This window comes from Bacteroidota bacterium (genome assembly GCA_020161395.1).
Classification (GTDB): domain Bacteria; phylum Bacteroidota; class Ignavibacteria; order Ignavibacteriales; family Ignavibacteriaceae; genus UTCHB3.
Genome location: JAIUOE010000004.1, coordinates 342,336 through 365,739 on the forward strand (window position 1 = coordinate 342,336; position 23,404 = coordinate 365,739).

22 protein-coding genes and 2 tRNA genes are annotated in these 23,404 nt (G+C 40.7%); 9 read left to right on the plus strand and 15 right to left on the minus strand.

Annotated features, from left to right (window positions below; all coding sequences use genetic code 11):
- Window positions 1-4: 4 nt before the first annotated feature.
- The 5 genes from LCH52_08910 to LCH52_08930 all read right to left on the minus strand — a co-directional run bounded on the left by LCH52_08910 (window position 5) and on the right by LCH52_08930 (window position 3,305).
- Window positions 5-886, minus strand: a complete 882-nt coding sequence (locus LCH52_08910) for a DUF350 domain-containing protein (GenBank protein MCA0388601.1) — start codon at window positions 884-886, stop codon at window positions 5-7.
- Window positions 852-1,586 carry a hypothetical protein gene (locus tag LCH52_08915; GenBank protein ID MCA0388602.1) on the minus strand — a complete coding sequence of 245 codons (735 nt, stop codon included), beginning with the start codon at window positions 1,584-1,586 and terminating at the stop codon, window positions 852-854. Before LCH52_08915 ends, LCH52_08910 begins: the two co-directional genes overlap by 35 nt.
- The gene (locus LCH52_08920; GenBank protein ID MCA0388603.1) at window positions 1,587-2,138 is read right to left on the minus strand and encodes a DUF4178 domain-containing protein; all 552 of its coding nucleotides are present in this window, start codon (window positions 2,136-2,138) and stop codon (window positions 1,587-1,589) included.
- Window positions 2,139-2,199: 61 nt separating this feature from the next.
- Window positions 2,200-2,901 carry a PspA/IM30 family protein gene (locus LCH52_08925; protein MCA0388604.1) on the minus strand — a complete coding sequence of 234 codons (702 nt, stop codon included), beginning with the start codon at window positions 2,899-2,901 and terminating at the stop codon, window positions 2,200-2,202.
- An 11-nt stretch (window positions 2,902-2,912) separates the two neighbouring features.
- A complete protein-coding gene (locus LCH52_08930) occupies window positions 2,913-3,305 on the minus strand; it encodes a YbjN domain-containing protein (GenBank protein ID MCA0388605.1) in 393 nt (130 codons plus the stop codon).
- Window positions 3,306-3,416: 111 nt separating this feature from the next.
- Between LCH52_08930 and LCH52_08935 the strand changes: the two genes are divergently transcribed.
- Window positions 3,417-3,770 (plus strand): S-adenosylmethionine decarboxylase, encoded by a 354-nt coding sequence (locus LCH52_08935; protein MCA0388606.1) that lies wholly within the window; start codon window positions 3,417-3,419, stop codon window positions 3,768-3,770.
- Here the strand turns inward: LCH52_08935 and LCH52_08940 are convergent, their stop codons facing one another.
- Window positions 3,771-4,619 (minus strand): fructosamine kinase family protein, encoded by an 849-nt coding sequence (locus LCH52_08940; GenBank protein MCA0388607.1) that lies wholly within the window; start codon window positions 4,617-4,619, stop codon window positions 3,771-3,773.
- Window positions 4,616-5,095: a low molecular weight phosphotyrosine protein phosphatase gene (locus tag LCH52_08945; GenBank protein MCA0388608.1), complete on the minus strand. Its 480-nt coding sequence runs from the start codon at window positions 5,093-5,095 to the stop codon at window positions 4,616-4,618. Before LCH52_08945 ends, LCH52_08940 begins: the two co-directional genes overlap by 4 nt.
- 139 nt (window positions 5,096-5,234) lie before the next feature.
- Between LCH52_08945 and asnS the strand changes: the two genes are divergently transcribed.
- The 3 genes from asnS (at window position 5,235) to tpx (ending at window position 8,408) form a co-directional block, all read left to right on the plus strand.
- Complete coding sequence (gene asnS / locus LCH52_08950; GenBank protein ID MCA0388609.1) at window positions 5,235-6,632, plus strand: asparagine--tRNA ligase; 1,398 nt, start codon at window positions 5,235-5,237, stop codon at window positions 6,630-6,632.
- A gap of 97 nt (window positions 6,633-6,729) precedes the next feature.
- A complete protein-coding gene (locus LCH52_08955) occupies window positions 6,730-7,872 on the plus strand; it encodes an AI-2E family transporter (GenBank protein ID MCA0388610.1) in 1,143 nt (380 codons plus the stop codon).
- 35 nt (window positions 7,873-7,907) lie between these two features.
- A complete protein-coding gene (gene tpx / locus LCH52_08960) occupies window positions 7,908-8,408 on the plus strand; it encodes a thiol peroxidase (GenBank protein MCA0388611.1) in 501 nt (166 codons plus the stop codon).
- 56 nt (window positions 8,409-8,464) lie between these two features.
- On the opposite strand, the gene LCH52_08965 is transcribed toward tpx, so the two are convergent.
- Window positions 8,465-10,576, minus strand: coding sequence for a hypothetical protein (locus LCH52_08965; GenBank protein ID MCA0388612.1), 2,112 nt, complete (start codon window positions 10,574-10,576; stop codon window positions 8,465-8,467).
- A gap of 259 nt (window positions 10,577-10,835) precedes the next feature.
- On the opposite strand from LCH52_08965, the gene groES reads away from it, so the two are divergent.
- From groES to LCH52_08980, 3 genes are all read left to right on the plus strand, one after another.
- On the plus strand, window positions 10,836-11,129 hold the full coding sequence (gene groES / locus LCH52_08970; GenBank protein ID MCA0388613.1) for a co-chaperone GroES: 294 nt from the start codon (window positions 10,836-10,838) through the stop codon (window positions 11,127-11,129).
- Between the two features lie 24 nt (window positions 11,130-11,153).
- Complete coding sequence (gene groL, locus LCH52_08975) at window positions 11,154-12,785, plus strand: chaperonin GroEL (GenBank protein MCA0388614.1); 1,632 nt, start codon at window positions 11,154-11,156, stop codon at window positions 12,783-12,785.
- A 142-nt stretch (window positions 12,786-12,927) separates the two neighbouring features.
- Complete coding sequence (locus tag LCH52_08980) at window positions 12,928-16,935, plus strand: AAA family ATPase (GenBank protein MCA0388615.1); 4,008 nt, start codon at window positions 12,928-12,930, stop codon at window positions 16,933-16,935.
- Here LCH52_08980 and LCH52_08985 read toward each other — a convergent pair whose 3' ends face one another.
- From LCH52_08985 to LCH52_09010, 6 genes are all read right to left on the minus strand, one after another.
- The gene (locus tag LCH52_08985) at window positions 16,936-17,700 is read right to left on the minus strand and encodes a queuosine precursor transporter (protein MCA0388616.1); all 765 of its coding nucleotides are present in this window, start codon (window positions 17,698-17,700) and stop codon (window positions 16,936-16,938) included.
- Between the two features lie 23 nt (window positions 17,701-17,723).
- Window positions 17,724-18,431, minus strand: a complete 708-nt coding sequence (locus tag LCH52_08990) for a hypothetical protein (GenBank protein ID MCA0388617.1) — start codon at window positions 18,429-18,431, stop codon at window positions 17,724-17,726.
- Window positions 18,432-18,591: 160 nt separating this feature from the next.
- Window positions 18,592-19,515, minus strand: coding sequence for a DUF5668 domain-containing protein (locus LCH52_08995; protein ID MCA0388618.1), 924 nt, complete (start codon window positions 19,513-19,515; stop codon window positions 18,592-18,594).
- Window positions 19,502-19,942: a PspC domain-containing protein gene (locus tag LCH52_09000; protein ID MCA0388619.1), complete on the minus strand. Its 441-nt coding sequence runs from the start codon at window positions 19,940-19,942 to the stop codon at window positions 19,502-19,504. Before LCH52_09000 ends, LCH52_08995 begins: the two co-directional genes overlap by 14 nt.
- Window positions 19,943-20,176: 234 nt before the next feature.
- Window positions 20,177-20,263 (minus strand) — tRNA-Ser (locus LCH52_09005).
- Window positions 20,264-20,316: 53 nt separating this feature from the next.
- Window positions 20,317-20,406, minus strand: a tRNA-Ser gene (locus LCH52_09010).
- A 202-nt stretch (window positions 20,407-20,608) separates the two neighbouring features.
- On the opposite strand from LCH52_09010, the gene LCH52_09015 reads away from it, so the two are divergent.
- Window positions 20,609-21,949, plus strand: coding sequence for an MATE family efflux transporter (locus LCH52_09015; GenBank protein ID MCA0388620.1), 1,341 nt, complete (start codon window positions 20,609-20,611; stop codon window positions 21,947-21,949).
- A 132-nt stretch (window positions 21,950-22,081) separates the two neighbouring features.
- Entirely contained in the window at window positions 22,082-22,921 is an 840-nt protein-coding gene (locus tag LCH52_09020) for a GNAT family N-acetyltransferase (GenBank protein MCA0388621.1), read from the plus strand.
- Window positions 22,922-22,924: 3 nt separating this feature from the next.
- On the opposite strand, the gene LCH52_09025 is transcribed toward LCH52_09020, so the two are convergent.
- The gene (locus LCH52_09025; protein MCA0388622.1) at window positions 22,925-23,404 is read right to left on the minus strand and encodes a DUF6265 family protein; all 480 of its coding nucleotides are present in this window, start codon (window positions 23,402-23,404) and stop codon (window positions 22,925-22,927) included.

Sequence of the window (23,404 nt, forward strand, 5' to 3'; positions counted from 1 at the left end):
TAACCTATAGAGCCCAGCCTATTAGAAGAGCAGATCCTACATAAACGAAAGCCTCTATCAGTCCGGCACCCGTATTTGGCACTGCCTGTCCCTGAACCTCATAACTCAAGCGCTTGCCGGGAAGTATCACTTTATCTGTCAGGATTCTGACCAGAGGAAGTAGAACAATTCCAATCAATAAATCGACCACGACATCAGAAATGAAATTTTCCCAGCCCGGAAAATCACCAAACATCGCTTCATTGATAATTATGGAAATGGCAATCAGAATACCTGCGAATCCAAGCCCGACCGCCACATTGTCCTGTTCTATCTCTTTTAAATAATCGTAAGGAGTGATAAACTGATATAAAAACGAGAACAGGATGAGAGCGAACTGACCGATTACCCAAAATGCAATTGCTGTCAGTATACTTCCTCCTTCACCTGAAACAGCACTCGAAACCACAAGACCGGTGGCGATGGATGAGGCACCCAGTACAACCGCAGTTCCGGCATTCCTGTCAACCGTTATTTCTTTGGGAGCATCAATCTTGCGCAAAATAAACCAGTCGTTTATATATGCAGAAATATTATGCAGTATTATGGCAAGAAGCCCGTAAATGGCAATATCAATCAGATCATTGACAAGCCCTCCGGATGGACCAAAAAAGACCCCTCCTATTGAAATAATTACTCCCGCAAAATAGCTTGCGAAAACTATTGCAAATGCAAGATTATCTTTCTCGACGAGTTCATCTTTTACATTATATTTAGGATTGAACAACCGGAATGCAAAGATACCAAGAAGCATCAGAATAACTCCGGCAGCAAAATAAACTGCAGCAGTGAGTAAATGGTCTAAAATCATTTCATTTACCTCCCGATCCACCGCGTGATCTGACATTGGGAGTGCCTCTGCCAACCGAACGGGATACTTTGTTGTTTACTTTTTCTTTAAAGCTCTGCGAACCGCTCTTTATCTTCGAAATCTTTTCTCCGAAAGATGCGGGCTTTGTTTTGGTTGTGTAGGAACCGTAAGTTCCATATTTATAACTTCCTCCCGACATGGGACCGTAATACGGTTTTCGATTTCTGTAATTTCTGTTATAGTCATCGTATTCACCGCGGAAAACCGATCCGGATGCAAGGTTCATCATAGAACTGAGGAACATATACTGTCCATAAAACTGCCAGAATGAACCGGAACCGCTGTTCACCCAACTCCCGTATTTTGGATTTCCCACATAATTGTTATAACCTGCGGGGGCGATAGCCTTGCTCACCTTTCCGTCAGCACCTTTGGAGGCAACTTCCATTCCGAGATAGTTCTCATTCTCCCAGAAGACTTCCTCGCTGACTTCGATCCAGTCGGTAGTCTCATCTTTTATTTTGATTGAGTCAAACTGTTTGATAATCTGATATTTATGTTTGTAGTCCTTAAAAAATGTGCCGTCAACATCCATATCGCTCAGGATGATCGAATACATAGGAACTTTTTCATTGTTAAGCTTTGTAATCAGATCATCGACTGGTGGCTTTTTGTACTCTTTACCACAACCCGCGAGAAACAGGAGGAAAAGAGTTGCAAGAAATATCTTCTTCATTTAAATCTTTCCGGGGAAAATGTTGCTGATCTCATAATCTTGTACCACCCTGCCGATACTTGCTTCAAAATCTTCTTCACCCCATTGTTCAATCGACAGAATATACTTTCCGGTTTCATCCCGGTAATCCCAACTGATAAAGGGTTCCCATGCGTTCCCCGAAATATCCCTGAAATTTCCCGCTGCTTCAGCTTTTCTGAAAAAAGTTCTGCCGCTGAATTCAATTACCCGTCTTGGTTTTTCCTGTTCGATAATCTCTTCAATCAGATTTTTGTCAATATTATTAATATCCACTTCCTTCATCACGGTAATTTCGATTTCATCGTCTTCTTCGACATGTAAATATGCAGTGGCATCAGAGGATTTTATTTGGAACTCAAGAGTAAAAAAATCGTCACCCCAGTCATATTCAAACTCCTTTGTCACTTCCCAGCTTGCACCCTCAACATCAAGGATAAATCCTTTTCTAAGGTCTGTGACTTTAAGGTTAGTCGGATCGTACGACGGCTGTTCTTCTTCTTTTTTCTTCTTTTTAAACCAGTTAAAGACCATGTTATCATCCCGTTATGAAAAAAAACAAGGGCACCCTGAGAAGGATGCCCAAAATGAGTGATTAAGGTTTTTTCAACTTACTCTTCAAATCTTCAAGCAGAAGATCACCCTGCAGGTCAGTCTCTGAAAGAGCTTTGTCAATTTTTGTATTGAGCCCCTCGTTAAGACCTTCCATTTCAGCATATGCCTGAGCAAGAGTTTCGTCTGCTTCCACTTTTTGTTTCATTCTCTCAAGCATTGCGATAGTGCTGTCTGCATCAATTCCTGAGAGTTGTTTATTAACCTTCTTCATTGATTCAGCAGTTTTGGCTCTTGCTTTAAGGGTAATCAGATCATTTTCCTGCTGTTGGATGGTCCTTCTCAATTTTTCAATCTGCATCTGGAGTTTTCCAATCATTTCATTCTGTTTTTCCAGATTGATTGAAGATTCAGAGGCTTTTTTAACACTGTCTTCTTTTTGGATCAATGCTTCTTTTGCAAGCCTTTCAGCTTCTTCCGGAGCCATCTGACCCGACTCTGCACGCTGGAGAAGCAGTACTGCTTTTCTTTCCCACTCAATTGATCTTTCATTGTAGAGATTTTTGTCTCTCTCCATTTTAATCGCCTGAGCTTTTACTTCAGCAAATGCCTGCATCGCTTGTGATAAATTGTTTTTAAGATCCCTGATTGCCTGCTCCGACATCTTGATTGGATCCTCGAGTTTGTCGATCACTGTATGGGCTTCTGCTTGACCGATTTTAAACAGCCTTTTGAAAATACTCATCATGTTCTCCTCTATTTGCAAATTTCAATAAGAAAATCAGTATGCTCTGCCATAGCGAAATGTATGGCTGACATGGTGCCTTCGACCTCGTTTTCATCAAGATTCTCCAATTGGAGGGTATCTCTAAAAAGAAGTGTGTTATTATCCTCTTCGAGGACAAATGCCCCGTGAACGAGTTTTCTGTTTACCTGCAGGAGCTTTTTGTAAACATCTTTCTCATCTTTTTTGAGTTTTCCAATGTACTGTTCAAAGATCAAAAGAGGGTTTTCGCAATCTATTATAAGATTCGAAATGCCCTTGTCTGTATCATCAACAATCACTATTTCCTCTTCCGGTATTTCCCTTGAGATATGATATCCCAGATTAATTAAATAATTTTTTACCAATTCATATTTTGAAGACATATTTTTTCCTCGAATGATTTAATTTTGTTCGAAATATAATTAAAAATCTGCTAAATTATACTCTGTTTTTGATTAAATTTTATAATCGCTGACAAGCGGCGAATTTTTGCCATGATGAACAAATACACCCTGATTTTTGAACTTTGTAATTGTAAAGGTCACGATCTTTACGATAATGAGAAAATCAGCTCTGTTTTCAACTCGCTTCTCAAGAGATCCGGATTTTCAATAGTATCCTCGATGAAGCACGAGTTCACTCCACAGGGTCTGACTTTCGTTTCCATTCTTAGTGAATCTCATGCATTGGTACATACATTTCCTGAGGAATCCAGACTTTCCATCGATTTATACACCTGTTCGGAACCCGATAAACTGGAAATATTTATTGAGGAAGCACTTCAGGAATTTGAACCGGGTAAATACTTCTTCAAAGTTGTCGACAGGAATAAAATAGTTGAAGTGTAACTAAGCATATTTTTGAATTATGCTCTTCACTTGCTCCAGATAACCTGACCCAAAAAGATTTAAATGATTCATGAGATGGTAAAGCTGGTAGACATCTCTTCTCTTTTTGTATTGGTTATACCAACTGTAACTTTCGAAATACGCCCCGTAAAAGTCGCCGTCGAATCCGCCAAACAGCTCTGTCATTGCAATATCTGTTTCCCGGTCACCATAATAAACTGCCGGATCGATGATTACAGCCTCGCCTTTCTCGTCAGTCAATACATTTCCGTACCATAAATCACCATGCAGCAATGATGGTTTAACCGATTTGTCATCGATCAATTCAGGTAATCTTTTTAACAGAGCATCAAATTTCAAAGCAAGCGATTTATCGGTGTAACCGTTTTGGCTCATCATTCGAAATTGAGGTACAAGCCTTTTTTCCCTGTAGAAATCGATCCAAGACGCCATGAATGGAGTATTTTGCTGCAATGTGTCCCCGATAAAATTGTTTTCATGGAAACCGAAACCCGAGTCAGACACTATTTCGTGAAAAATAAAGAGATCTCTGCCGAAATTTTCCGAAAAATTATATCGTTCACGCCCTTCTTTTATCATTTCCATTACAAGAGTATTCCCCGAGCAGGTAAAGACTTTTGGAACACGAATCAACTTCTGTTTTGCAAGTTCATTCAGCCCTTTTTCTTCCGCTCCCGCCTTCAGATTGCCACCTGCACCCCTGTAGGTTTTTACAAAATAATAAGTACCGCTTGCTCCTGAGAAGATAGCAGAATCAGCTATGCAACCACCTCCGGCCCTCCTCACAAAACTGACATTCTCGCCAATTAACTCTGATAAATTAATCATTTGGAATTGTAATGATTTAGAAGGTAATTCAATAAATTGTCACATCCATCTTCGAGGAGGTCGATTACATGGTGGAATGCCTCAGGTCCGTCATAATACGGATCCGGCACTTCAGTCACATTCCACTGAGTAACAAAATCGGTCATCATTCTGATTTTTTCGCGATATTTCCCCTCCGGATCCAGGGATGTAATGTTATAATAATTCGACCGGTCCATCGCCAGAATGATGTCATATTCTCCCAGATCAGTTGCAGACAGTTTTCTAGCCCTGTGAGGTGATATATCATAACCTCTTTCTTTACAATGTGTTATCATTCTTCTGTCAGCCGATTCACCAATATGGTAACCTGCAGTCCCTGCTGAATCTATCTCAAAATTACTTTCCAGCCCGGCTATTTTAACTTTCTCACGAAACACTCCCTCTGCAGCAGGTGAACGGCAGATATTCCCGAGACAAACAAACAGTACTTTCACATTTTTTCCATTTTTTATGAATTCTTTAATACAAACATAGTTTAGACAGCCCGATTTTAAAAGAACATTTGTGAGTAGAGCCCTGACAAACAAATTTTCACTAAATTTGGAATTGAATTAGAAAAAATTTTGGATCAATATGTCATATAATGCCGTTACGGTTAAAGATCTGCTCGCCGGAGGAGAAAAATTTGAAGGCGAAAAATTAAAACTTACCGGTTGGGTAAGAACTTCCCGCACATCAAAGAATTTTGGATTTATAGAGCTAAATGACGGTTCCTGCTTCAAGAACCTTCAGGTTGTTTTTGATGACTCAATCTCCAATTTTGAAGAAATCGAAAAGATTTCCATCGGATCATCACTCGAAATCAATGGTGCTTATGTCCGCTCATTGGGTGACAAGCAACCATTCGAATTAAAAGCTGATGAAATAAAAGTGGTTGGCTTTGCATCACTTGATAATCCCATCCAGAAGAAACGCCATTCCTTCGAATTTCTCAGAACTATCGCTCATCTAAGACCCCGAACCAATACTTTTATGGCTACTTTCCGGGTTAGATCGATAGTTTCGTATGCAATCCACAAATTCTTTCAGGAAAAGGGTTTCGTTTATGTCCACACCCCAATCATCACAAGTACTGATGCAGAGGGTGCGGGAGAAATGTTTCGAGTCACGACTCTGAACATTGACAATCCTCCACGGGATGAAAACAGGCAGATAGATTTTTCACAGGAACTCTTTGGAAAACCGTCTTTTCTTACCGTGTCGGGACAACTCGCAGTGGAAGCATTCTGTTTTGCCTTCAGAAATGTTTACACATTTGGTCCGACTTTCCGTGCTGAAAATTCAAATACTGCCCGTCATGCGAATGAATTTTGGATGATCGAACCGGAAATAGCATTTGCAGAGCTGGAAGATGACATGAAACTCGCTCAGGATATGATGAAATTCGTCCTGAATGAAGTAATGACACAGGCGCCTGATGAACTGGAATTTTTTAACAAGTTTGTTGATAACGAACTTTTGTCCCGTCTTGACAATGTTTTGAACTCGGATTTCGTAACCATTACATACACAGAAGCAATCGATTATCTAAAAAAATCGGGTCATACATTTGAATATCCTGTTGAATGGGGTGAAAATCTCCAAACGGAACATGAAAGATACATCACCGAGGAAATCTTTAAAAAACCCGTCTTTGTTATTGACTATCCAAAGGATATCAAAGCGTTTTACATGAAGCTGAACAGCGACAACAAGACTGTTAGAGCCATGGATTTACTGGTTCCCGGTGTTGGTGAGATAATCGGCGGAAGCCAGAGAGAGGAAAACTATGATGTTCTCCATCAGAAGATGCTTGCTGTCGGTATAGTACCGGAAGAGTATGAGTGGTATCAGGATATCAGAAAATTCGGTTCATTCCCTCATGCGGGATTCGGGCTTGGTCTCGAGCGTGCTGTCATGTATCTTACAGGAATGAAAAACATCCGTGATGTTATTCCCTACCCAAGAACTCCCAACAATCTGTTATTCTAAATTTACAGGCGGTCAGATTTAATGATAATTTGATCGCCTTTTTCTTTTTTTTACTCTCGATTTCTGTTATCTTGCTTTAACAATTTTAAAGATTTTAATGGAAAAAAGCCTTAATCGAATATTCGTTCTGCTTCTCTTTTTTGCGGTAGTGTTAGCTTTCTATCTTCTCGCAGCATTCTCCGCAATTATTATACCTCTTACCTTCGCATTTCTTGCTGCAACCATGTTTCAACCGATTACAATTTTCTTAAGAAGCAAGAAAGTGCCGTTTTATCTCATAATCCCCTCAATTTCAATTATAACATTGGGGGTGTTGTTTATGATGTACCTGATAATTTCATCGACTTTCGGTGAGATTGGAGCACAAAGTGATGACTTTGTGCAGGTGCTGATAGTAAAACTTGACAGGTTGCTCAACGGAATCGAAAATGTTATAAACCTTCGTTTTCATACTACAGTCGATATTGAAAAGGAGTTGACTCAACTCCTTTCAAAAGATTTTATTACTTCGACGGCGAAGGGACTGGTCTCTTCATTCACTGCATTCACAAACAGTTTTTTCTGGTTTTCCATATATTTTGTTGTTTTTCTTTTTGCCCTTCCTAACTATAAAAGATATTTGAGGTATGTGGCTGGTGGACAGAATCTTGAAATGGTTACCAGTGCATATCTGACCATTCAAAAATTCATCTACTCTTATGCCAACATAAAACTCTTCATCAATCTGATTGTTGGTATTCTTGTCTATACAGTCTGCATAATTTTTGGAGTTAAATTTGCATTTTTATGGGGATTTGTAGCTTTTTTACTCCATTTTATACCATTTATCGGAGCAATAATCTCGGTGCTTTTCCCTTCACTTATGGCACTCGTCCAGTTTGATAATATTTTCGTTCCGGGACTGGTTTTTGTGCTGCTTACAACAATTCAGATGGGAATGGGAAACATTCTGGAACCCGTCTTAATGGGCAATAAACTGAGACTTAATACCATTACTGCGATGTTTGGACTTGTCTTCTGGGGCAGTCTCTGGGGTGTCAGCGGTTTATTTCTCGGCATACCAATGCTCGTTATTTTTAAAGTGATGCTGGAACAATTTCCCGAGACTGCAATGTTTGGCAGAGTGATGGGATTTCCAGAGGATACCGAAGGAAAAAGGATGCGGAGTTGGGATCCGACTACGATTATTACAAAAAGTTTTAAAATGAAACCTCCGACTGAAACTAATAAGGACGAATAGAGGTTATTTTATTATCACTAATTTATGGAGAACCCATGGCAGAAATTACACTAAAAGGCAATAAAATAAACACGATTGGTTTCCTTCCCGAAGAAGGAACTGATGCACCCGATTTTAGTCTCGTAAATACTTCACTGGCAGAAGTATCACTCAACGAATTAAAAGGTAAAAGACTTGTCCTGAATATTTTTCCCAGTCTGGATACCGGTGTGTGCGCCGCTTCTGTAAGAAAATTTAACGCCGAGGCTTCAAACTTGACAAATACTGAAGTTCTTTGCATTTCGATGGACCTACCTTTCGCTCATTCAAGATTTTGTACGACTGAAGGTCTGGACAAAGTTCGCGGACTTAGCGGATTTCGTAGCTCATCTTTTGGCGAAGATTACGGTGTTACAATAGTTGAAGGTGGTTTCACCGGATTGTATTCAAGAGCGGTTGTTGTGGTTAATGAAGAAGGTAAAGTTATCTATAAAGAACAGGTACCAGAGATTGCACAGGAACCTGATTATGCTGCTGCGCTTGCCGCTTTGAAATAGTCTTAACAGAAGTTAAATAAAGAGCCGGGTTTTAAGCCGGCTCTTTTGTTTTTAAACTATTTTAAGAGGGTCATTTTTTTGAATGATGTGAAGATTTTTCCTTGTTTTACACCTGTTGCTGTAAATCTGTAAAAGTAGTTACCCGAGCTTAAGCCATACTTTTGAAGGTCAAGTGTCATGGAATAGAAACCAGGTTCATTGATTCCATTATAAAGAGTTGCAGCCTTTGATCCTGAGATGTCGAACAGCTCAATGCTGACTGATGCGAGTTCTGCAACTGAAAAATCTATCTTTGTCGTTGGATTAAATGGATTGGGATAATTCTGCGAAATATTGAATTCAGAAGGTATTCCTATTTCCACTTCACTTGCGAGTTGATAGTACCTAACAGAACCGTCGTGATCAATTTGCTTCAGACGATACGAATACTTACCGGCAACAAGTCCTTTATCAACAAACGAATATTCGTTTAATGAAACTGATGTACCTTTGCCGGTAACAAATCCGACCGAAGCCCAATCACTCTTTCCGGTTGATCTCTCAATCTGGAAACCGCTGTTATTCTTTTCTGACGCTGTAACCCATTTTAATGTTACAGAATTTCCAGTGACATTGGAAATAAAAGATGCAAGTTCGACCGGGACAGGATTGGTTGCCTCATCAGCTCCCCTGTAAGGAGCAGTGGCATTCCTGATCTGGTTATCGATATCTGATGTTATTTCGGGAACAGGCATACCTGCAAGATCGGGATCACCATCGGATGGTGGCAGAAGGTGCAAATCTGTTGCAGAAGTGTACGAAATGTCTTTGAAGATGGTATTGGACTCATGTGGCGAAGCAGCGGTTTTATACTGACCAAGGTCGTTATACAATGTACCTCCCCATCCGGCATGAAAATTATCCACTGAACCTGTCGAGAAAGAAACATTAAAGTTCATTTCAGCAATACCGTTTGGAGTAATAATGCTGCCTGCATGGAAACCACCTGCAACACCACCTGTCCGTGTGTTTTTAAAAAGGTTGTTTCTGATCTTAAACACAGAGGTATCGTTAGTCGAACTCTTCGCAAATGCTGCTGAGAGTACGGTAGCTGTGGTCCCACCACTGTGCACACCGCCGATGTTCACCGAATTAAAATCGAAGGAAAATGTGAACGGGATGGTACCGGATACAAGAACCCCGTAACAGGCACTAACATTCGAGGGTCCATTCTGATCAAGGGCTATAAAATTATTGAATATCTTAAAGTTGGCATCCCTGCCGGGAGTTATGGCAATACCTCTAATTTGGGTGGAGCTCGTGGAAGCACTGTTCATGCCGAAAATTTTATTGCCTGATATGGTCAGATTCTGCCCGACTACTGCTCCGGTTATAATACCCGACACGATGGTGTTGTTATAACCCTGCGTCTGGTAGATTATATTGTTTTTAACTACAACATCTGAACATGCCGAGAGTAACCATATACCGGCATATCCCCAGTTAAATATTTCATTCTCTTCAATAACCAGAAATCTATTGAAAACAGTTACTGTGCCACTCGATGCTATCCCGGTCCTGCTTCCTTCAATTTTGCAATTGGTCACTTTGTTATATGAGTTGCCTTCAGGATTGTTGGCTGAAGTGGAGAACAAAATAACACGGGGACCTGCAGAGTTCTGCAGGCTGTTTTTAGCATGTAGATACCTTAATTCATTGTATGTCGCGCCATTAATAAAATTGATTGTGGTGGTATTTGCACCGGACAGTGTGGTGTTTTCGATATAGAGATTTATTGAAGAGCCGATTCCACCCGCTCGCCCGTCGATAGTAATAAAATCTCCACCGTCAAACAGAATCACAGGAAGACTTGCCTGAAGCGAAGAAATTGTCACCAGATTTACTCCGGCTGCCGGTCTGATTGTGATCCTTTTCGAAGAATCTATACCTGCCTTTTGAGTTAAGGAAATTGGAAAGGTCTCGTTGGCACCTGTGTAACCACTGGTAAGTTCTATTATATAACCCTGTGTCATTGGTGTTACGATCGCACCATATGCTTCAGTAATTGAGGCATGTGTGCTGATTGGCGAACCGCTGCCATCCTTCAGGGCGACCGATGCCGGTTGTGTCAGAGCATCAGTGGTAAAGAGAGTGAAAAACAAAAAAACAATCTGAATCGTTTTTTTCATGACTTCTCCTGTGTTAGTGTGATTGATTTGAGAGTATTGATTTGATATACAATTTTAGTTTTTGTCCTGTAAATTTCAGGAACCATAGCGAAGTTTTGAATTCAAGAATAAATGAATGTTAAATTAATGTAAAAAAGTTGAAATATCATGCTGTGTCTTCAAAATGCTCTTGACTGTCACGAAAAAAAATGTTAATTTAGCACTCGCAATTATTGAGTGCTAATAACAATTGTTTTTCAAACAAAAAACAGAGGTAAATATGTCATTAAATCTTCAACCCCTCGCTGACAGGGTTATTATTAAACCACAGGAAGCTGAGGAAGTGACCAAAAGTGGTTTATATCTTCCCGACACCGCAAAAGAAAAACCAATTGAAGGCTTAGTGGTAGCTGCAGGACCGGGAAAAGTTACCGATGACGGTAAAACCGCTCCAATGTCAGTTAAGGTAAACGATAAAGTTCTCTATGGTAAATATTCAGGTACCGAAGTAACCATCGACGGTACACAGTATTTGATCATGCGTGAGAGCGATATTTTTGCAATCATTAAGTAACAAACAAAACAAGGAAATTTAAAAATGGCTTCAAAATTAATTGAATTTGATGTTGATGCTCGTTCCAAACTTAAAAAAGGTGTGGATCAGCTCGCCAACACGGTAAAAGTTACATTAGGACCTAAAGGAAGAAATGTAATTCTGGAGAAAAAATTTGGTGCTCCTCTTGTAACAAAAGACGGTGTATCAGTTGCTAAAGAAATCGAACTCGAAGATGCAGTTGAGAACATGGGCGCGCAGATGGTTAAGGAAGTTGCTTCCAAAACCAGTGATGTTGCTGGTGATGGAACAACCACCGCAACAGTGCTTGCACAGTCAATCTTCAAAGAAGGTCTGAAAAATGTTACCGCAGGTGCCAATCCAATGGATCTGAAACGCGGTATCGACCTTGCAGTTATAAAAGTTGTAGAATACCTGAGATCAATCTCAAAACCAATCGAGACAAATGAAGAAATTGCTCAGGTTGGTACAATCTCCGCTAACAACGAAAAATGGATTGGCGAAAGAATCGCTGAAGCCATGAACAGAGTTGGTAAAGAAGGTGTTATCACAGTTGAAGAAGCAAAAGGTACAGAATCAGTACTGGATGTAGTTGAAGGTATGCAGTTCGACCGTGGTTATCTCTCACCATACTTCATTACAGATGCTGACTCGATGGAAGCAGTTCTCGAAGATCCTTTCATTCTTATCTATGACAAAAAGATCTCTGCCATGAAAGATCTTCTCCCAATTCTCGAGAAAACCGTACAGCAAGGAAGACCACTTCTTATCATCGCTGAAGATGTTGAAGGTGAAGCTCTCGCTACCCTCGTAGTAAACAAATTGAGAGGCACCCTCCGTGTTGCTGCAGTTAAAGCTCCCGGATTTGGCGACAGAAGAAAAGCCATGCTCGAAGATATCGCTATCCTCACCAATGGACAGGTTATCAGCGAAGAAAAAGGTTACAAACTTGATAACGCTCAGCTCGGATATCTTGGAACCGCTTCAAAAGTTGTTATTGACAAAGACAATACAACCATAGTTGAAGGTAAAGGCGAAGATACTGAAATCAAGAAAAGAATCAATGAGATCAAAGCTCAGATTGAAAAAACAACCTCAGATTACGACAGAGAAAAACTCCAGGAAAGACTTGCAAAACTTTCCGGTGGTGTTGCCGTTCTGAAAATTGGTGCTTCAACTGAAATCGAGATGAAAGAAATCAAAGCCAGAGTTGAAGATGCTCTTCATGCTACCCGTGCTGCTGTTGAAGAAGGTATCGTTCCAGGTGGTGGTGTTGCTTTCATCAGAGCCATCAATGCTCTCGCAGACCTCAAAGGCGCTAACGAAGACCAGTCAACCGGTATCGAGATCGTAAAAAGAGCTCTTGAAGAACCATTGAGACAGATTGTTTTCAACGCCGGTCTCGAAGGTTCCGTTGTTGTGAACAATGTAAAAGCAGGTGAAGGAAACTATGGTTTCAACGCTGCAACTGAAGTATATGAAGATCTTATCAAAGTTGGTGTTATTGATCCTACCAAGGTATCAAGAACAGCTCTTGAAAACGCAGCATCAGTATCAGGTTTACTCCTCACTACTGAAGCAGTGGTTTATGAGAAAAAAGAAAAAGAATCCGCTCCAATGATGCCTCCCGGAGGTATGGGTGGAATGGACTATTAATAGTTCACCCCTTTTCAAAGCCCCTTGCAGAAATGTCGGGGGCTTTTTTTTATTATCCAATTCACTTCTTTTATCTTTATCATAAATCAAGTATATTCTAATTTCGATTTTGAAGTTTCCGGAAGAGATCAGCACAAGAAAAATGAACCAGGTATTAAGTTCCAAAGATATAAGAGAGTTGAAGGATCAGGTTAATATTAACCTGCAAAAAAAGGATATTAAGGCTGCCAGAGAAGCTGCTTCGAGGATGCTGGAAGCATTCCCTCTCGACCCCGAGGCAAACTATCTCTTCGCAGTGGTATGTCTCGAAGATTTTCGCATCTCAGATGCTTTTGAATATGCGAATATTGCCGTAAAACTTGCCGACAGGGATCCCAATGCCAGATTTTTCAGAGGACAAATTCAGTACAAAATGGGGATGTATGAATCTGCACTTCTCGATTTCGACTATGTAATTAACCTTTCCGCAGAATTCGGAGCCAAAGCTCTCGAATACAAAGTTTCCTGCCTTGCCGCTCTTGGTAAATATGCCGATGCCATGAGATTCTACGACACTACCTTGAGCATCGACCATTCCCTCTCCCACAGGAAACCAAGACTCCGTGAATGGTTGAAAAGTCTTGCGGGACAGAAATCTTCCTTCCTGAGTAAATTACTCGCTCCGGCAGGTGATTTACTGATCGACGCAGAAGACGCGATTGCCTGTCAGGAACTTTGGTACGCGGAGTATGCTCTTAAAAAGATCATTGATGGTACCGGTGATGAGGACAAAAAGAATAATGCGAAGCTTTTACAGTTAAAAATCCTTTTTAGTCAATTCAAATTATTACCTGCAAAAGCCTTGCTTAAAGAATTGCACCCTCTTTTCCCGGGTAATCCTGTTCTGATCGAAATCGCCGTTAAAATGGAGGAGATCGAAACCAGAAATACAGTTCAGGAAGATATAATTGAGGAAGTGCCGCTTAAACCGGAACCGGTCGAACCTTCACTCCCCTCCCCCTCCGAGCCGGCAACAAAACCGGAACCAAAAGGAGTAATCGATCTTAGTCCTGAAAGTAAAAGAGAAAGCAAAGCAGAAGAATCCAAAAAGGAAAAGGCTTCGGTTTCCGCTCCTGCTTCCTCCGGCAAACGAACTGACTTCGAACTTCAAAAGGGAGTCAAATTCAGAGGCTATTATGCCAGAACTTTTGACCTTTCAGAACAGTTGAAGTCGGGCAGGAAATATTTTGTCCATCAGTTTAATGCACCCGCTCAAGGTTTTATCGCAGTAGAACTTATCGTCAAGAACCCTTATTTCAACAATAAAGATGTTTCAGTCGATGGTCAGGCTCTTTGGTATATTAATGAAAAACAGATTGGTGAAAGCAATTTTGAGCTCCAAATTGAATCTGAATGGAGCAATGTCGCTGTTGTGCAGAGTTGGGGAACAGGAAACCCCGGATTTTGGACTCCAGGACAGGGACGGGTTGAAATATACCTCAACAACGAATTAATCTGCACCAAATGGTTCATTCTCGGATTCTCTGTTATTTATGACCTCGAGCACTATGATATTAATGAAATAGAGGAAATGGAGGAATCGCAGGCCTCACAAGGAGCTGACGGTGAACTTACTGTAGAAAAGGTTCTTGCTGATCTGGACGGTTTTATCGGCTTGGGAACAGTGAAACAGACAATGCGCGATTTCGTTGACTATCTGAACTTTATCCAGGAGAGAAAAAAGCTGGGTCTAAAAACAAAAGAAGGGCTCTCCATCAATTCTGTGTTTTTGGGCAATCCCGGAACCGGAAAAACAACTGTTGCAAGAGTTATTGGAGATGTTTTCAAGGCTATGAACCTTCTCCCGAAGGGACATATCATCGAAGTTGACAGGGCTACATTGGTTGGACAGTATGTAGGCGAAACTGCCCAAAAAACTGAAAAAGTGATCGAAGATGCCATGGGGGGAATCCTCTTTATCGATGAGGCTTATACTCTCGTAAAAAAAGGGGGTACCGGGCAGGATTTTGGTCAGGAAGCAATTGATACCCTGCTAAAACGGATGGAAGACAAAGCCGGTGAGTTCGTGACTATCGTCGCCGGTTACCCCAATGAAATGAATGATTTTCTCGAATCAAACCCCGGAATGAAATCAAGGTTCACACAGTTCTTCCAATTTGAGGATTATACTCCGGATGAGATGATTCAAATTTTCGAGATGATGGCAAAGAAAGAAGATTATTCTTTGTCTCAACAGGCGAAGGATATTCTCAATAAAGAGTTCACAAATCTTTACAGAAATCGTGACAAAACTTTTGGGAACGGAAGGCTTGTCAGGAATGTATATGACGATGCGAAAATGAGGTTAAGCAAAAGATACCTCAAACTGCCTCCCGGAATGAGAACCGAAGAAGCACTGACCACATTCGAACCCGAAGATATAGCGGCGGTATTTAAGAAGGATGAAGCCAAACAATTTGATGTGGGAATTAATGAGGAAAAACTTAAGGAATCGCTGGATAAACTCAACGGTTTGATGGGTTTAACCCTTGTCAAAAAAGAAATTAATGAACTCGTGAAGATTGCCAGATTCTATTTTGAGAGGGGTGAGAATCTCCAGAACAAATTTTCTGACCACATCATATTCCTCGGGAATCCCGGAACCGGAAAAACAACTGTTGCAAGAATATTCAGCGATATCTACTCGTCTTTGGGGATACTGCCCAAGGGCCATCTCGTGGAAACGGACAGGCAAAATCTTGTTTCGAGCTATGTGGGTCAAACTGCCGCCAAGACCACCGAAGTAATCAATCAGTCGTTAGGTGGCACCCTGTTTGTGGATGAAGCCTATACGCTTGTAAAAGCCGGTGATAATTCAGGCAGCGATTTTGGGAAGGAAGCAATCGATACTCTTCTAAAAAGAATGGAAGATGACCGCGGTAAATTTATAGTAATCGCAGCCGGCTATACAGAGGATATGGAAAAATTCCTTGACAGTAATGCGGGCCTCAAGTCACGGTTTACAAAATTTATCCTCTTCGAGGACTATACCCCTGATGAACTGGTCAGCATAGCCGTTAATATCTTTAAGTCGAAACAACTGGCTATGACCCCTGAGACGATGGCGAAACTTAAAGTTTATTTTAATGAAAAGTATCGCCAGCGCGACAAAACATTTTCCAATGCCCGAATGGTGAGAAACATTGCGGAAGCTGCAATAAAAAGACAGCTTCTGAGAATGGTTGAAGTGCCCAAAGAATCGATTACCGACGAAATGTCGCACACAATAACTGTGGAAGATATTGAAGAACTGGCACCGGTTGCGGCAAAGAAGCAGGTCAGGGTTGAAGGTGATGCCAAACTATTGGAGCAACATCTCAAAGAACTTGAATCTCTCACCGGATTGGGTGAAGTAAAAAAGGCAACGGAAAAACTTATAAGCTCATTAAAGATTGCCAAACTTCGGGAAGAACGGGGCTTAAAAGTTATCAAGAAAAATCTTCATGTTGTCTTCATGGGTAACCCGGGTACAGGAAAAACCACCGTTGCCAGACTGCTTAGCAAGATATACAAAGAACTGGGACTGCTCGAAAAGGGACATCTGATAGAAGTTGACAGGTCATCCCTGGTAGCCGGTTATCAGGGTCAGACAGCCCAAAAAACCGATGATGTAATAAAACAGGCTCTTGGAGGCACTCTTTTCATTGATGAGGCTTATACTCTTTCCCGCGGCGGTAATGACTTCGGTCAGGAAGCAATCGATACACTTCTGAAAAGAATGGAAGATTACTCAGACAAACTTGTTGTAATCGTCGCCGGATATCCCAATGAGATGAGAAATTTCCTCGACTCCAATCCGGGTCTTCAGAGCCGGTTTACAAATTTCTTTATGTTTGAGGATTACACTCCCGATGAGATGCTTGATATCACCAAAGTGCTGAGTGAAAAGAGCGGATACAAACTGGATGAATCAGCAATGGCGCACCTGACGCATGTCTTCAAGGAAATTTATGATAACAGGGATCAAAATTTTGGAAATGCCAGAACAGTACGGAATGTCCTTTATAAGGCTATCGGGAATCAGGAAGAAAGAATTCTGACTTTGAGCAACCTAAGCGATGACGATCTCGTTAAGATAACCATTGAGGATGTACAGAATCTTGAATTGTAGCTAAAGTTCTTCGGAAGCTGCTTTTTCCATCAACTGATGGGCAATATCCTTGCCAAGATAACGGTCGATTATTGTATGTAATACATATAATATGGGGGTTAGAAAGATTGCTACGCCACACTTGTAGATGTAGTTCATCATGCCAATTGCCAAAACAAGACCAAGGCTCCAGTTCGCTCCGAAGTAAAATGCGATAAAAAGCACAACAAAACTGTCAATAAACTGGGATATAAGGGTTGATCCTGTAGCTCTTGCCCAAATCCATTTTGATCCCGTGTGTTTTCTTACCCATTGGAATACCGTGACATCGACAATCTGACCCACTAAAAAAGCAACCAGCGAACCAATAATAATCCACAGTCCCTGTCCGAATATGGCATTAAATGCTGTGTTCATGTTAACCGGTCCGGTTGCAGTGTCCCGCATGACCCAAAAATCTGCAGGCACAAGTCCCATCGAAAAATAGACCATCACATATGCGTAACCGATTAAACCGGCTGATATGAAGGAAAGCAGGCGAACTCCTTTCCTGCCAAAATATTCATTTATGATGTCTGTAAAGATGAAGACGATGGGCCAGAGAAGCACACCGGCGGTAAGATTGAAGGAAAGATTTTCCTGACCAAAGAATGAAAATGAGACGGGATCGAGACCGAATGTCTTTTCAAGTGAGAAGATTTTTACTCCAATAAATTCAGCTAATACAGCATTGGAAACAAAAAACATTCCCAGGAATAGAAAAACTAAATTCGGCTTGTCTTTCACAAAATACCCTTCCCGACAGTTAACTAATCATTAAATGACTTTACAAAAAATTCTATCTCATCGATCATCTTTTCGTTGATCGTAAATGTTACATATTCCGCAAAATTGTTCAGAATTATCAGACTGTTGATGCTTGCATCCTTTTCCTCAAGGAGAACAATCTGTTTACTGACATTTCTGTTCAGAATCGAGATTCTGTTGTAAATCTCGACAAGATTATTCATTTCCCAATCAGGTTGATCACCTTTTTTATACCTGATATATTGTGAAAGAAGATAGAGAGAAAAAACTCTCAACTGGGTTTCATCGAGTGTGGCAAACGGTAAATGACTGTATAAAAGCGGTTTCAGTTTTCCCATGATGGGACAGCCACTCGAAACCATCAAAATACCAAGAAGGCTGCTGACTCCCGACTGAAGAGCTGTGCTTTTGGTAAAGTTTCTCGAATAAGTTTCGACTTCCACTTCCACATCGTCATAGGAAGCAAAATGGTTGAATTCCATAATAAGATGGTAGAGATTCAACGCCAGAGGACAATATTCGTTTACTGTTTGATCGAGTGGGCAATGCGGACAGGCAAAATTTTTCAGGAGTGCCCAGTCGGTTTTTACTGAGTTCTCTTCATCTCTGATTATGGAAAGATCAGAGCGCCGCAGACAGACTGAGAACTCTTTCACTTCAGATGGAAGCTTAAAACGATAAATAAATGATAGTGTTTCTTCGTCAGTCATCGGTCTTGAGAAATTTTTGTACCTTTTGTTATCAAAAATAGTTTTTCTTAAGATCATAAAAAAGAAACAATATGATTATTTATAGTTAAAATCACCTTTTAAAATAAAAAAACGGCATATTTCAGCCGTTTTTAACAATATTTTCCAAATGTAAACTAAATTAATCTCTTCTGATCTTCAAACTGTTCACTCCCCCGTCAAGTTTTATGGTGAGAATGTCTCCGGTTCCGGTGAAATTTTCAGAGTAAATGACACCATTTTTCTCCACAAAACCTTTTGGCACATGTGAATCGCTTAATGCCATGGAATTAATCAATTTTACCTGAGCATCCTTGCTCACAATTATATCCATGCTGCTGGCACCACATTCAATCGTCACTTCACTGCTTCCCGGTGCAGGCTTTGGAAGAAACAGTCTCGTCGAACTGGCACCCATATCGATGTTAAGTTTCCTGAACTGCAACTGGGATATATTCAGCTCAAACTCGGATGCACCAATTTGAAAATTAAGGCTTTCATAAAATGGTTTCGGGTTTATATTCAACTCTACAAGTGAAGCAAACGAAGTGTCGTCAGTGTCAAAATGAAACTCAGCCATCTGAATATCAAGGTTTGCTTTACCGCCTGCGATATTGTTATTTACCGAAAATTTCCTGTTGCTTCTGTCAGTTTTTAATGTCATTAAATTTGTGTCTCTACAGTTCACAATATAGGTTCCGGCACCGCCATCAAAACTTAGTTCAACAAATTTTATCGTTGTATCGTAGGGTTCAGTTTTTATCGATATAAGGCTGTTTTTGTCCTTTGACGACTTTACATGTCCAAAAAACTTCTTTGGCAGATTATGTATGGATGCTGAAACCGTGAGCAGAAAGAACGCCAGGCAAAATCCGGCAACTCCCGCAAGCACATTTCGGACGATCAGGTTTTTTGTCAGATAAACCACTCCACCAGCGATCAGAAGCAATGGCCAGAATTTCCTTATTTCCGGCATATAAAAATCAACATCTGAAAAGTTCTTAACCAGTAACAGGACCCCAAGTCCCAGAAAAAAGACTCCCCAGAAAATTTTACTCGGTTTCATATTTCTCTCCATGGCTTTTTTTCCTTCCGGTGAATATTATCCAAACACCCAGCAGGACAAGAATTAACGGGAAAGCGTCAACAATATCAAAATGAGGAACAAAATTATCGAGACCGAATAAAATACCGGCAACGATAAGCAAGACTCCTAAATAGATTGAGAACTTCCCTTTATTTTCAGCTGAAGGTTTTATATCAGGTACAGCGAACGGGGTTGACTGCTCTGAATTGACATTATATTGCATAACCTGCTCAGGAATTATTATCAAACCAACTATGTATATAGCAAGTCCCACTCCATTTACCAAAGTCAATGCAATAAATGCAAATCTGATGATGACGGGATCAACATCAAAATATTCCGCGATACCACCGGCAACTCCACCAATCATTCTTTCTTTGCGTGATTTGTATATTCTCTTTTCCATCTCGGACTCCTGTTTGTTTACGGCGTAAAATTACATCCGCAATGATAAAATTTCAATCCATTAATGATAAATGGATATAAAATGAGATGAACGATTAATTTTAATGTTACAGTTTTGCCGGAATATAACGAATCACAGGCATAATCTCCCCTGATGAAAGAACGGGTGCAAAATTGAAGATGTTTACCTGTTTAAAACAGAAAAGATCAGTAAAAACTGATCTTTTCCAATGAGCGGAAAGGGCGGGATTCGAACCCGCGGTACCGGTAAAAGTACACACGCTTTCCAGGCGAGCCTATTCAACCACTCTAGCACCTTTCCAATTGCCCATACAATTTCTGTTCATTGAAGATATAACGGAAGCATCCATAAAGTGGCGGAGAGAGGGAGATTCGAACTCCCGGTGAACCGTAGCCCACAACAGTTTTCGAGACTGCCGCATTCAACCACTCTGCCATCTCTCCATAATTTCCATCATAAATTTCAGATAAACAGACTGTAAATGTAGGAATATTGTCAAAGATTTCAAAGAAAATGTTTGGCTTTTATCCGGTAAATAAATGACCGTTCATCATAAATAACGACAAAACATAATTTATCCGGCAAAAAATAGCCGTTTATTTTATTTGAATATTTACATTTGCCATCTGATTTATTAAAAATAGCATGACCATAAAAGAACATTTAAAAGAAACGGTATCGCTGGCTTTGCCTGTCGTGATCGCCCAGGTGGGTTTTGTCATGATGGGTGTAGTGGATTCAGCCATGGTTGGTCGCCTTGGTGATGCTCCGCTTGCTGCCTCCTCACTAAGTTTAAGCCTGTTCTTCATCATTACCGTAATCGGCTTGGGAATCGTGATGGCTATGACTCCCCTTGTAGCAATTGCAGTCGGTTCCTCCGACAGTGAGAAATGTTCCAGAGTTTTTCATCAGGGAATTTGGGTAAGTCTTTTCTCAGCCATCATTTTGAATATTGTTGTTTACTTTGGGACGGACATAATTTCTTATATGGATCAACCCAAAGAAGTGGTTGATCTTGCATTAAGTTACACCCGTATTATCTCATTTTCCATCCCCCCGATGCTCCTGTTTACCGGATACAAACAGTTTATAGAAGGTCTTTCTTTCACCCGTCCGGCAATGGTAATTTCAATTGCTGCGAATGTTGTCAACTTCTTTTTTAACTGGATATTCATTTACGGGAACTGGGGAGCCCCTGCGTTGGGATTGGATGGAGCCGGTTACGCAACCCTCGGATCACGAATCTTCATGTTCGTTGCTCTTGCGGTTTTTGTGCACAAAAACAGAGAATTCAAGCGATTTGGTCTAAAAATATTTCCTTTCAAAGGTCTTGATGAAAACGGAAAGGAAATTTTGCGTATCGGAATACCGAGTGGAATCCAGTATTTTTTTGAAGTTGGTTGTTTTGCCACCGCTGCTTTCATGGTTGGCTGGATAGGAAAAGATGAGCTTGCATCACATCAAATTGCTTTAAATGTGGCTTCTCTGACATATCTGGTATGTTTGGGCTTATCCACTGCAGGCACAATAAGAGTGGGAAATGCTGTCGGGGCAAAAAACATCACGCAAGTGAGGAAAGCAGCCTCTGTGGCGATTTTTCTCGGGGCATCGTTCATGGTTTGCGCCGGGATTCTTCTGATTGTATTTAAAGAATACATTCCATTTCTTTACACATCCGATCCCGAGGTGGTAACGATAGCACCAAAGTTGTTAATGATTGCCGCTTTCTTTCAGATATTTGATGGCACTCAAGCTATCGCACTCGGAAATTTACGAGGTATTACAGATGTTAAAATTCCAACTGTAATCACTTTCATTGCCTACTGGCTGATTGGACTGCCGGGGGCTTATATTCTCGGATTTCCATTGGGATTGGGTACTGAAGGGATCTGGTATGGTCTGTCTCTCAGCCTGATCGCCTCCTCACTAATGCTTAATATGAGATTTTTTGTAAAAACAGGAAACCGGAATCTGCTCACGGAATGAACCTGATCAGGAAAGCCGCCCGCTTTTCCAATTTAACAGGAATTGATTATTTCAGGGGATGATGTTTTTTTTTAATCGAATTATTTATAATTTCCGCTTTGCTTTTACATCATTCTGACAAAGGAGCGTGCCATGAGCTACAAAATCCGTAAAATCCTGCCAAAAGAAATTAAGATCTTCATACAGTGGGCTGAAAAGGAAGGCTGGAATCCCGGTTTACATGATGATCGTCCGTTTTTGTTTTCGGACCCGGCAGGATTTCTCGTCGGTGAACTGGACGGAGAGATAATTGCGACAAAATCGGCTGTCAGATATGGAAATGAATTCGGTTTCATGGGATTTTATATAGTTAAGCCTGAGTTCCGCGGCAAAGGATACGGATACCAGCTTTGGAAAGCGGGGTTTGAGAGAATCCGGGATATTCCCTCAGGGATGGATGGTGTAGTCGAGCAGCAACACAATTATATTCAATCAGGATATGAATTCGCCTACAGGCATATCCGGTTTGAAGCGAAGGATTTGATACCTAAAAAATCATTTGAAGTAAAACCCGTCACTGATGAAGATCTCTGCAATTTGCTTGATTACGACAAGACGGTTTTTCCAGCCAACAGAGCGGCTTTTATTAAAGAATGGGTAGCCATGCCCGAAAGCCTGACACTAAAAGCGGAACAGGGTATTGTTATTCAAGGGTATGGAACCATAAGAAAATGTCACAATAGTGGCTTTAAAATCGGCCCATTATTTGCAGATGACTATGAAATTGCCAGGAAACTATTTTTGGCATTAGCGGATTTTGCAGAAGGCAAGCCGGTTTATCTTGATACTCCGGAGATTAACCCGCAGGCAATTACACTGGCGAAAGAGTTTGGAATGCAGTTCGTGTTTGAAACTGCCCGAATGTATCACAACGGAAATCCTGAAAGGGACAGTGAGAAGATTTTCGGTGTTACTTCCTTTGAACTGGGTTAGCAATCACCTTTTGGTTACGAGTTTAAAGCTCATGGATCTTTTATTCTGACCTGAGTTGTCACTAAGAATGACTTTAAAGTCCCGTTTACTCGTTTTGATATAGGTTATCTTGTTAGGATAATCATGAGTTCGATTTTCGAATACTGCCATAGTATCGTTAAGAAATATATTCTCGAAGTTTACTGGTCCGTCGTTCCCGGGAACATCAGCAATATAAAACAGTTTTTTGTTAATCCACCTGATTGCAAGTTTTTCGGTGACTTTTTTGTTATTGGTTTTCATATAATAACCTTCACCCTCGAGCAAAGAGTCTTTAACGATATTCCACAATTCATAGTGTTCCACTCCGGAAGCAATTCTAGACCACTTCCCTTTCAACCAGTGGAGTTGAGTAATGGAAGGATCTTTTCTTTCTACCGAATAAAAACCGGCTGCTGTGAGCAGAAATACTGCCAGAAGTGAAACACTCAGATATCTTTTCAT

Excerpts from the sequence above, each read along its gene's own strand:
- LCH52_08910 (MCA0388601.1), bottom strand. The coding sequence starts at position 886 with ATGTCAGATCACGCGGTGGATCGGGAGGTAAATGAAATGATTTTAGAC.
- LCH52_08915 (MCA0388602.1), bottom strand. The coding sequence starts at position 1,586 with ATGAAGAAGATATTTCTTGCAACTCTTTTCCTCCTGTTTCTCGCGGGT.
- LCH52_08920 (MCA0388603.1), bottom strand. The coding sequence starts at position 2,138 with ATGGTCTTTAACTGGTTTAAAAAGAAGAAAAAAGAAGAAGAACAGCCG.
- LCH52_08925 (MCA0388604.1), bottom strand. The coding sequence starts at position 2,901 with ATGAGTATTTTCAAAAGGCTGTTTAAAATCGGTCAAGCAGAAGCCCAT.
- LCH52_08930 (MCA0388605.1), bottom strand. The coding sequence starts at position 3,305 with ATGTCTTCAAAATATGAATTGGTAAAAAATTATTTAATTAATCTGGGA.
- LCH52_08935 (MCA0388606.1), top strand. The coding sequence starts at position 3,417 with ATGATGAACAAATACACCCTGATTTTTGAACTTTGTAATTGTAAAGGT.
- LCH52_08940 (MCA0388607.1), bottom strand. The coding sequence starts at position 4,619 with ATGATTAATTTATCAGAGTTAATTGGCGAGAATGTCAGTTTTGTGAGG.
- asnS (MCA0388609.1), top strand. The coding sequence starts at position 5,235 with ATGTCATATAATGCCGTTACGGTTAAAGATCTGCTCGCCGGAGGAGAA.
- LCH52_08955 (MCA0388610.1), top strand. The coding sequence starts at position 6,730 with ATGGAAAAAAGCCTTAATCGAATATTCGTTCTGCTTCTCTTTTTTGCG.
- tpx (MCA0388611.1), top strand. The coding sequence starts at position 7,908 with ATGGCAGAAATTACACTAAAAGGCAATAAAATAAACACGATTGGTTTC.
- LCH52_08965 (MCA0388612.1), bottom strand. The coding sequence starts at position 10,576 with ATGAAAAAAACGATTCAGATTGTTTTTTTGTTTTTCACTCTCTTTACC.
- groES (MCA0388613.1), top strand. The coding sequence starts at position 10,836 with ATGTCATTAAATCTTCAACCCCTCGCTGACAGGGTTATTATTAAACCA.
- groL (MCA0388614.1), top strand. The coding sequence starts at position 11,154 with ATGGCTTCAAAATTAATTGAATTTGATGTTGATGCTCGTTCCAAACTT.
- LCH52_08980 (MCA0388615.1), top strand. The coding sequence starts at position 12,928 with ATGAACCAGGTATTAAGTTCCAAAGATATAAGAGAGTTGAAGGATCAG.
- LCH52_08990 (MCA0388617.1), bottom strand. The coding sequence starts at position 18,431 with ATGACTGACGAAGAAACACTATCATTTATTTATCGTTTTAAGCTTCCA.
- LCH52_08995 (MCA0388618.1), bottom strand. The coding sequence starts at position 19,515 with ATGAAACCGAGTAAAATTTTCTGGGGAGTCTTTTTTCTGGGACTTGGG.
- LCH52_09000 (MCA0388619.1), bottom strand. The coding sequence starts at position 19,942 with ATGGAAAAGAGAATATACAAATCACGCAAAGAAAGAATGATTGGTGGA.
- LCH52_09015 (MCA0388620.1), top strand. The coding sequence starts at position 20,609 with ATGACCATAAAAGAACATTTAAAAGAAACGGTATCGCTGGCTTTGCCT.
- LCH52_09020 (MCA0388621.1), top strand. The coding sequence starts at position 22,082 with ATGAGCTACAAAATCCGTAAAATCCTGCCAAAAGAAATTAAGATCTTC.
- LCH52_09025 (MCA0388622.1), bottom strand. The coding sequence starts at position 23,404 with ATGAAAAGATATCTGAGTGTTTCACTTCTGGCAGTATTTCTGCTCACA.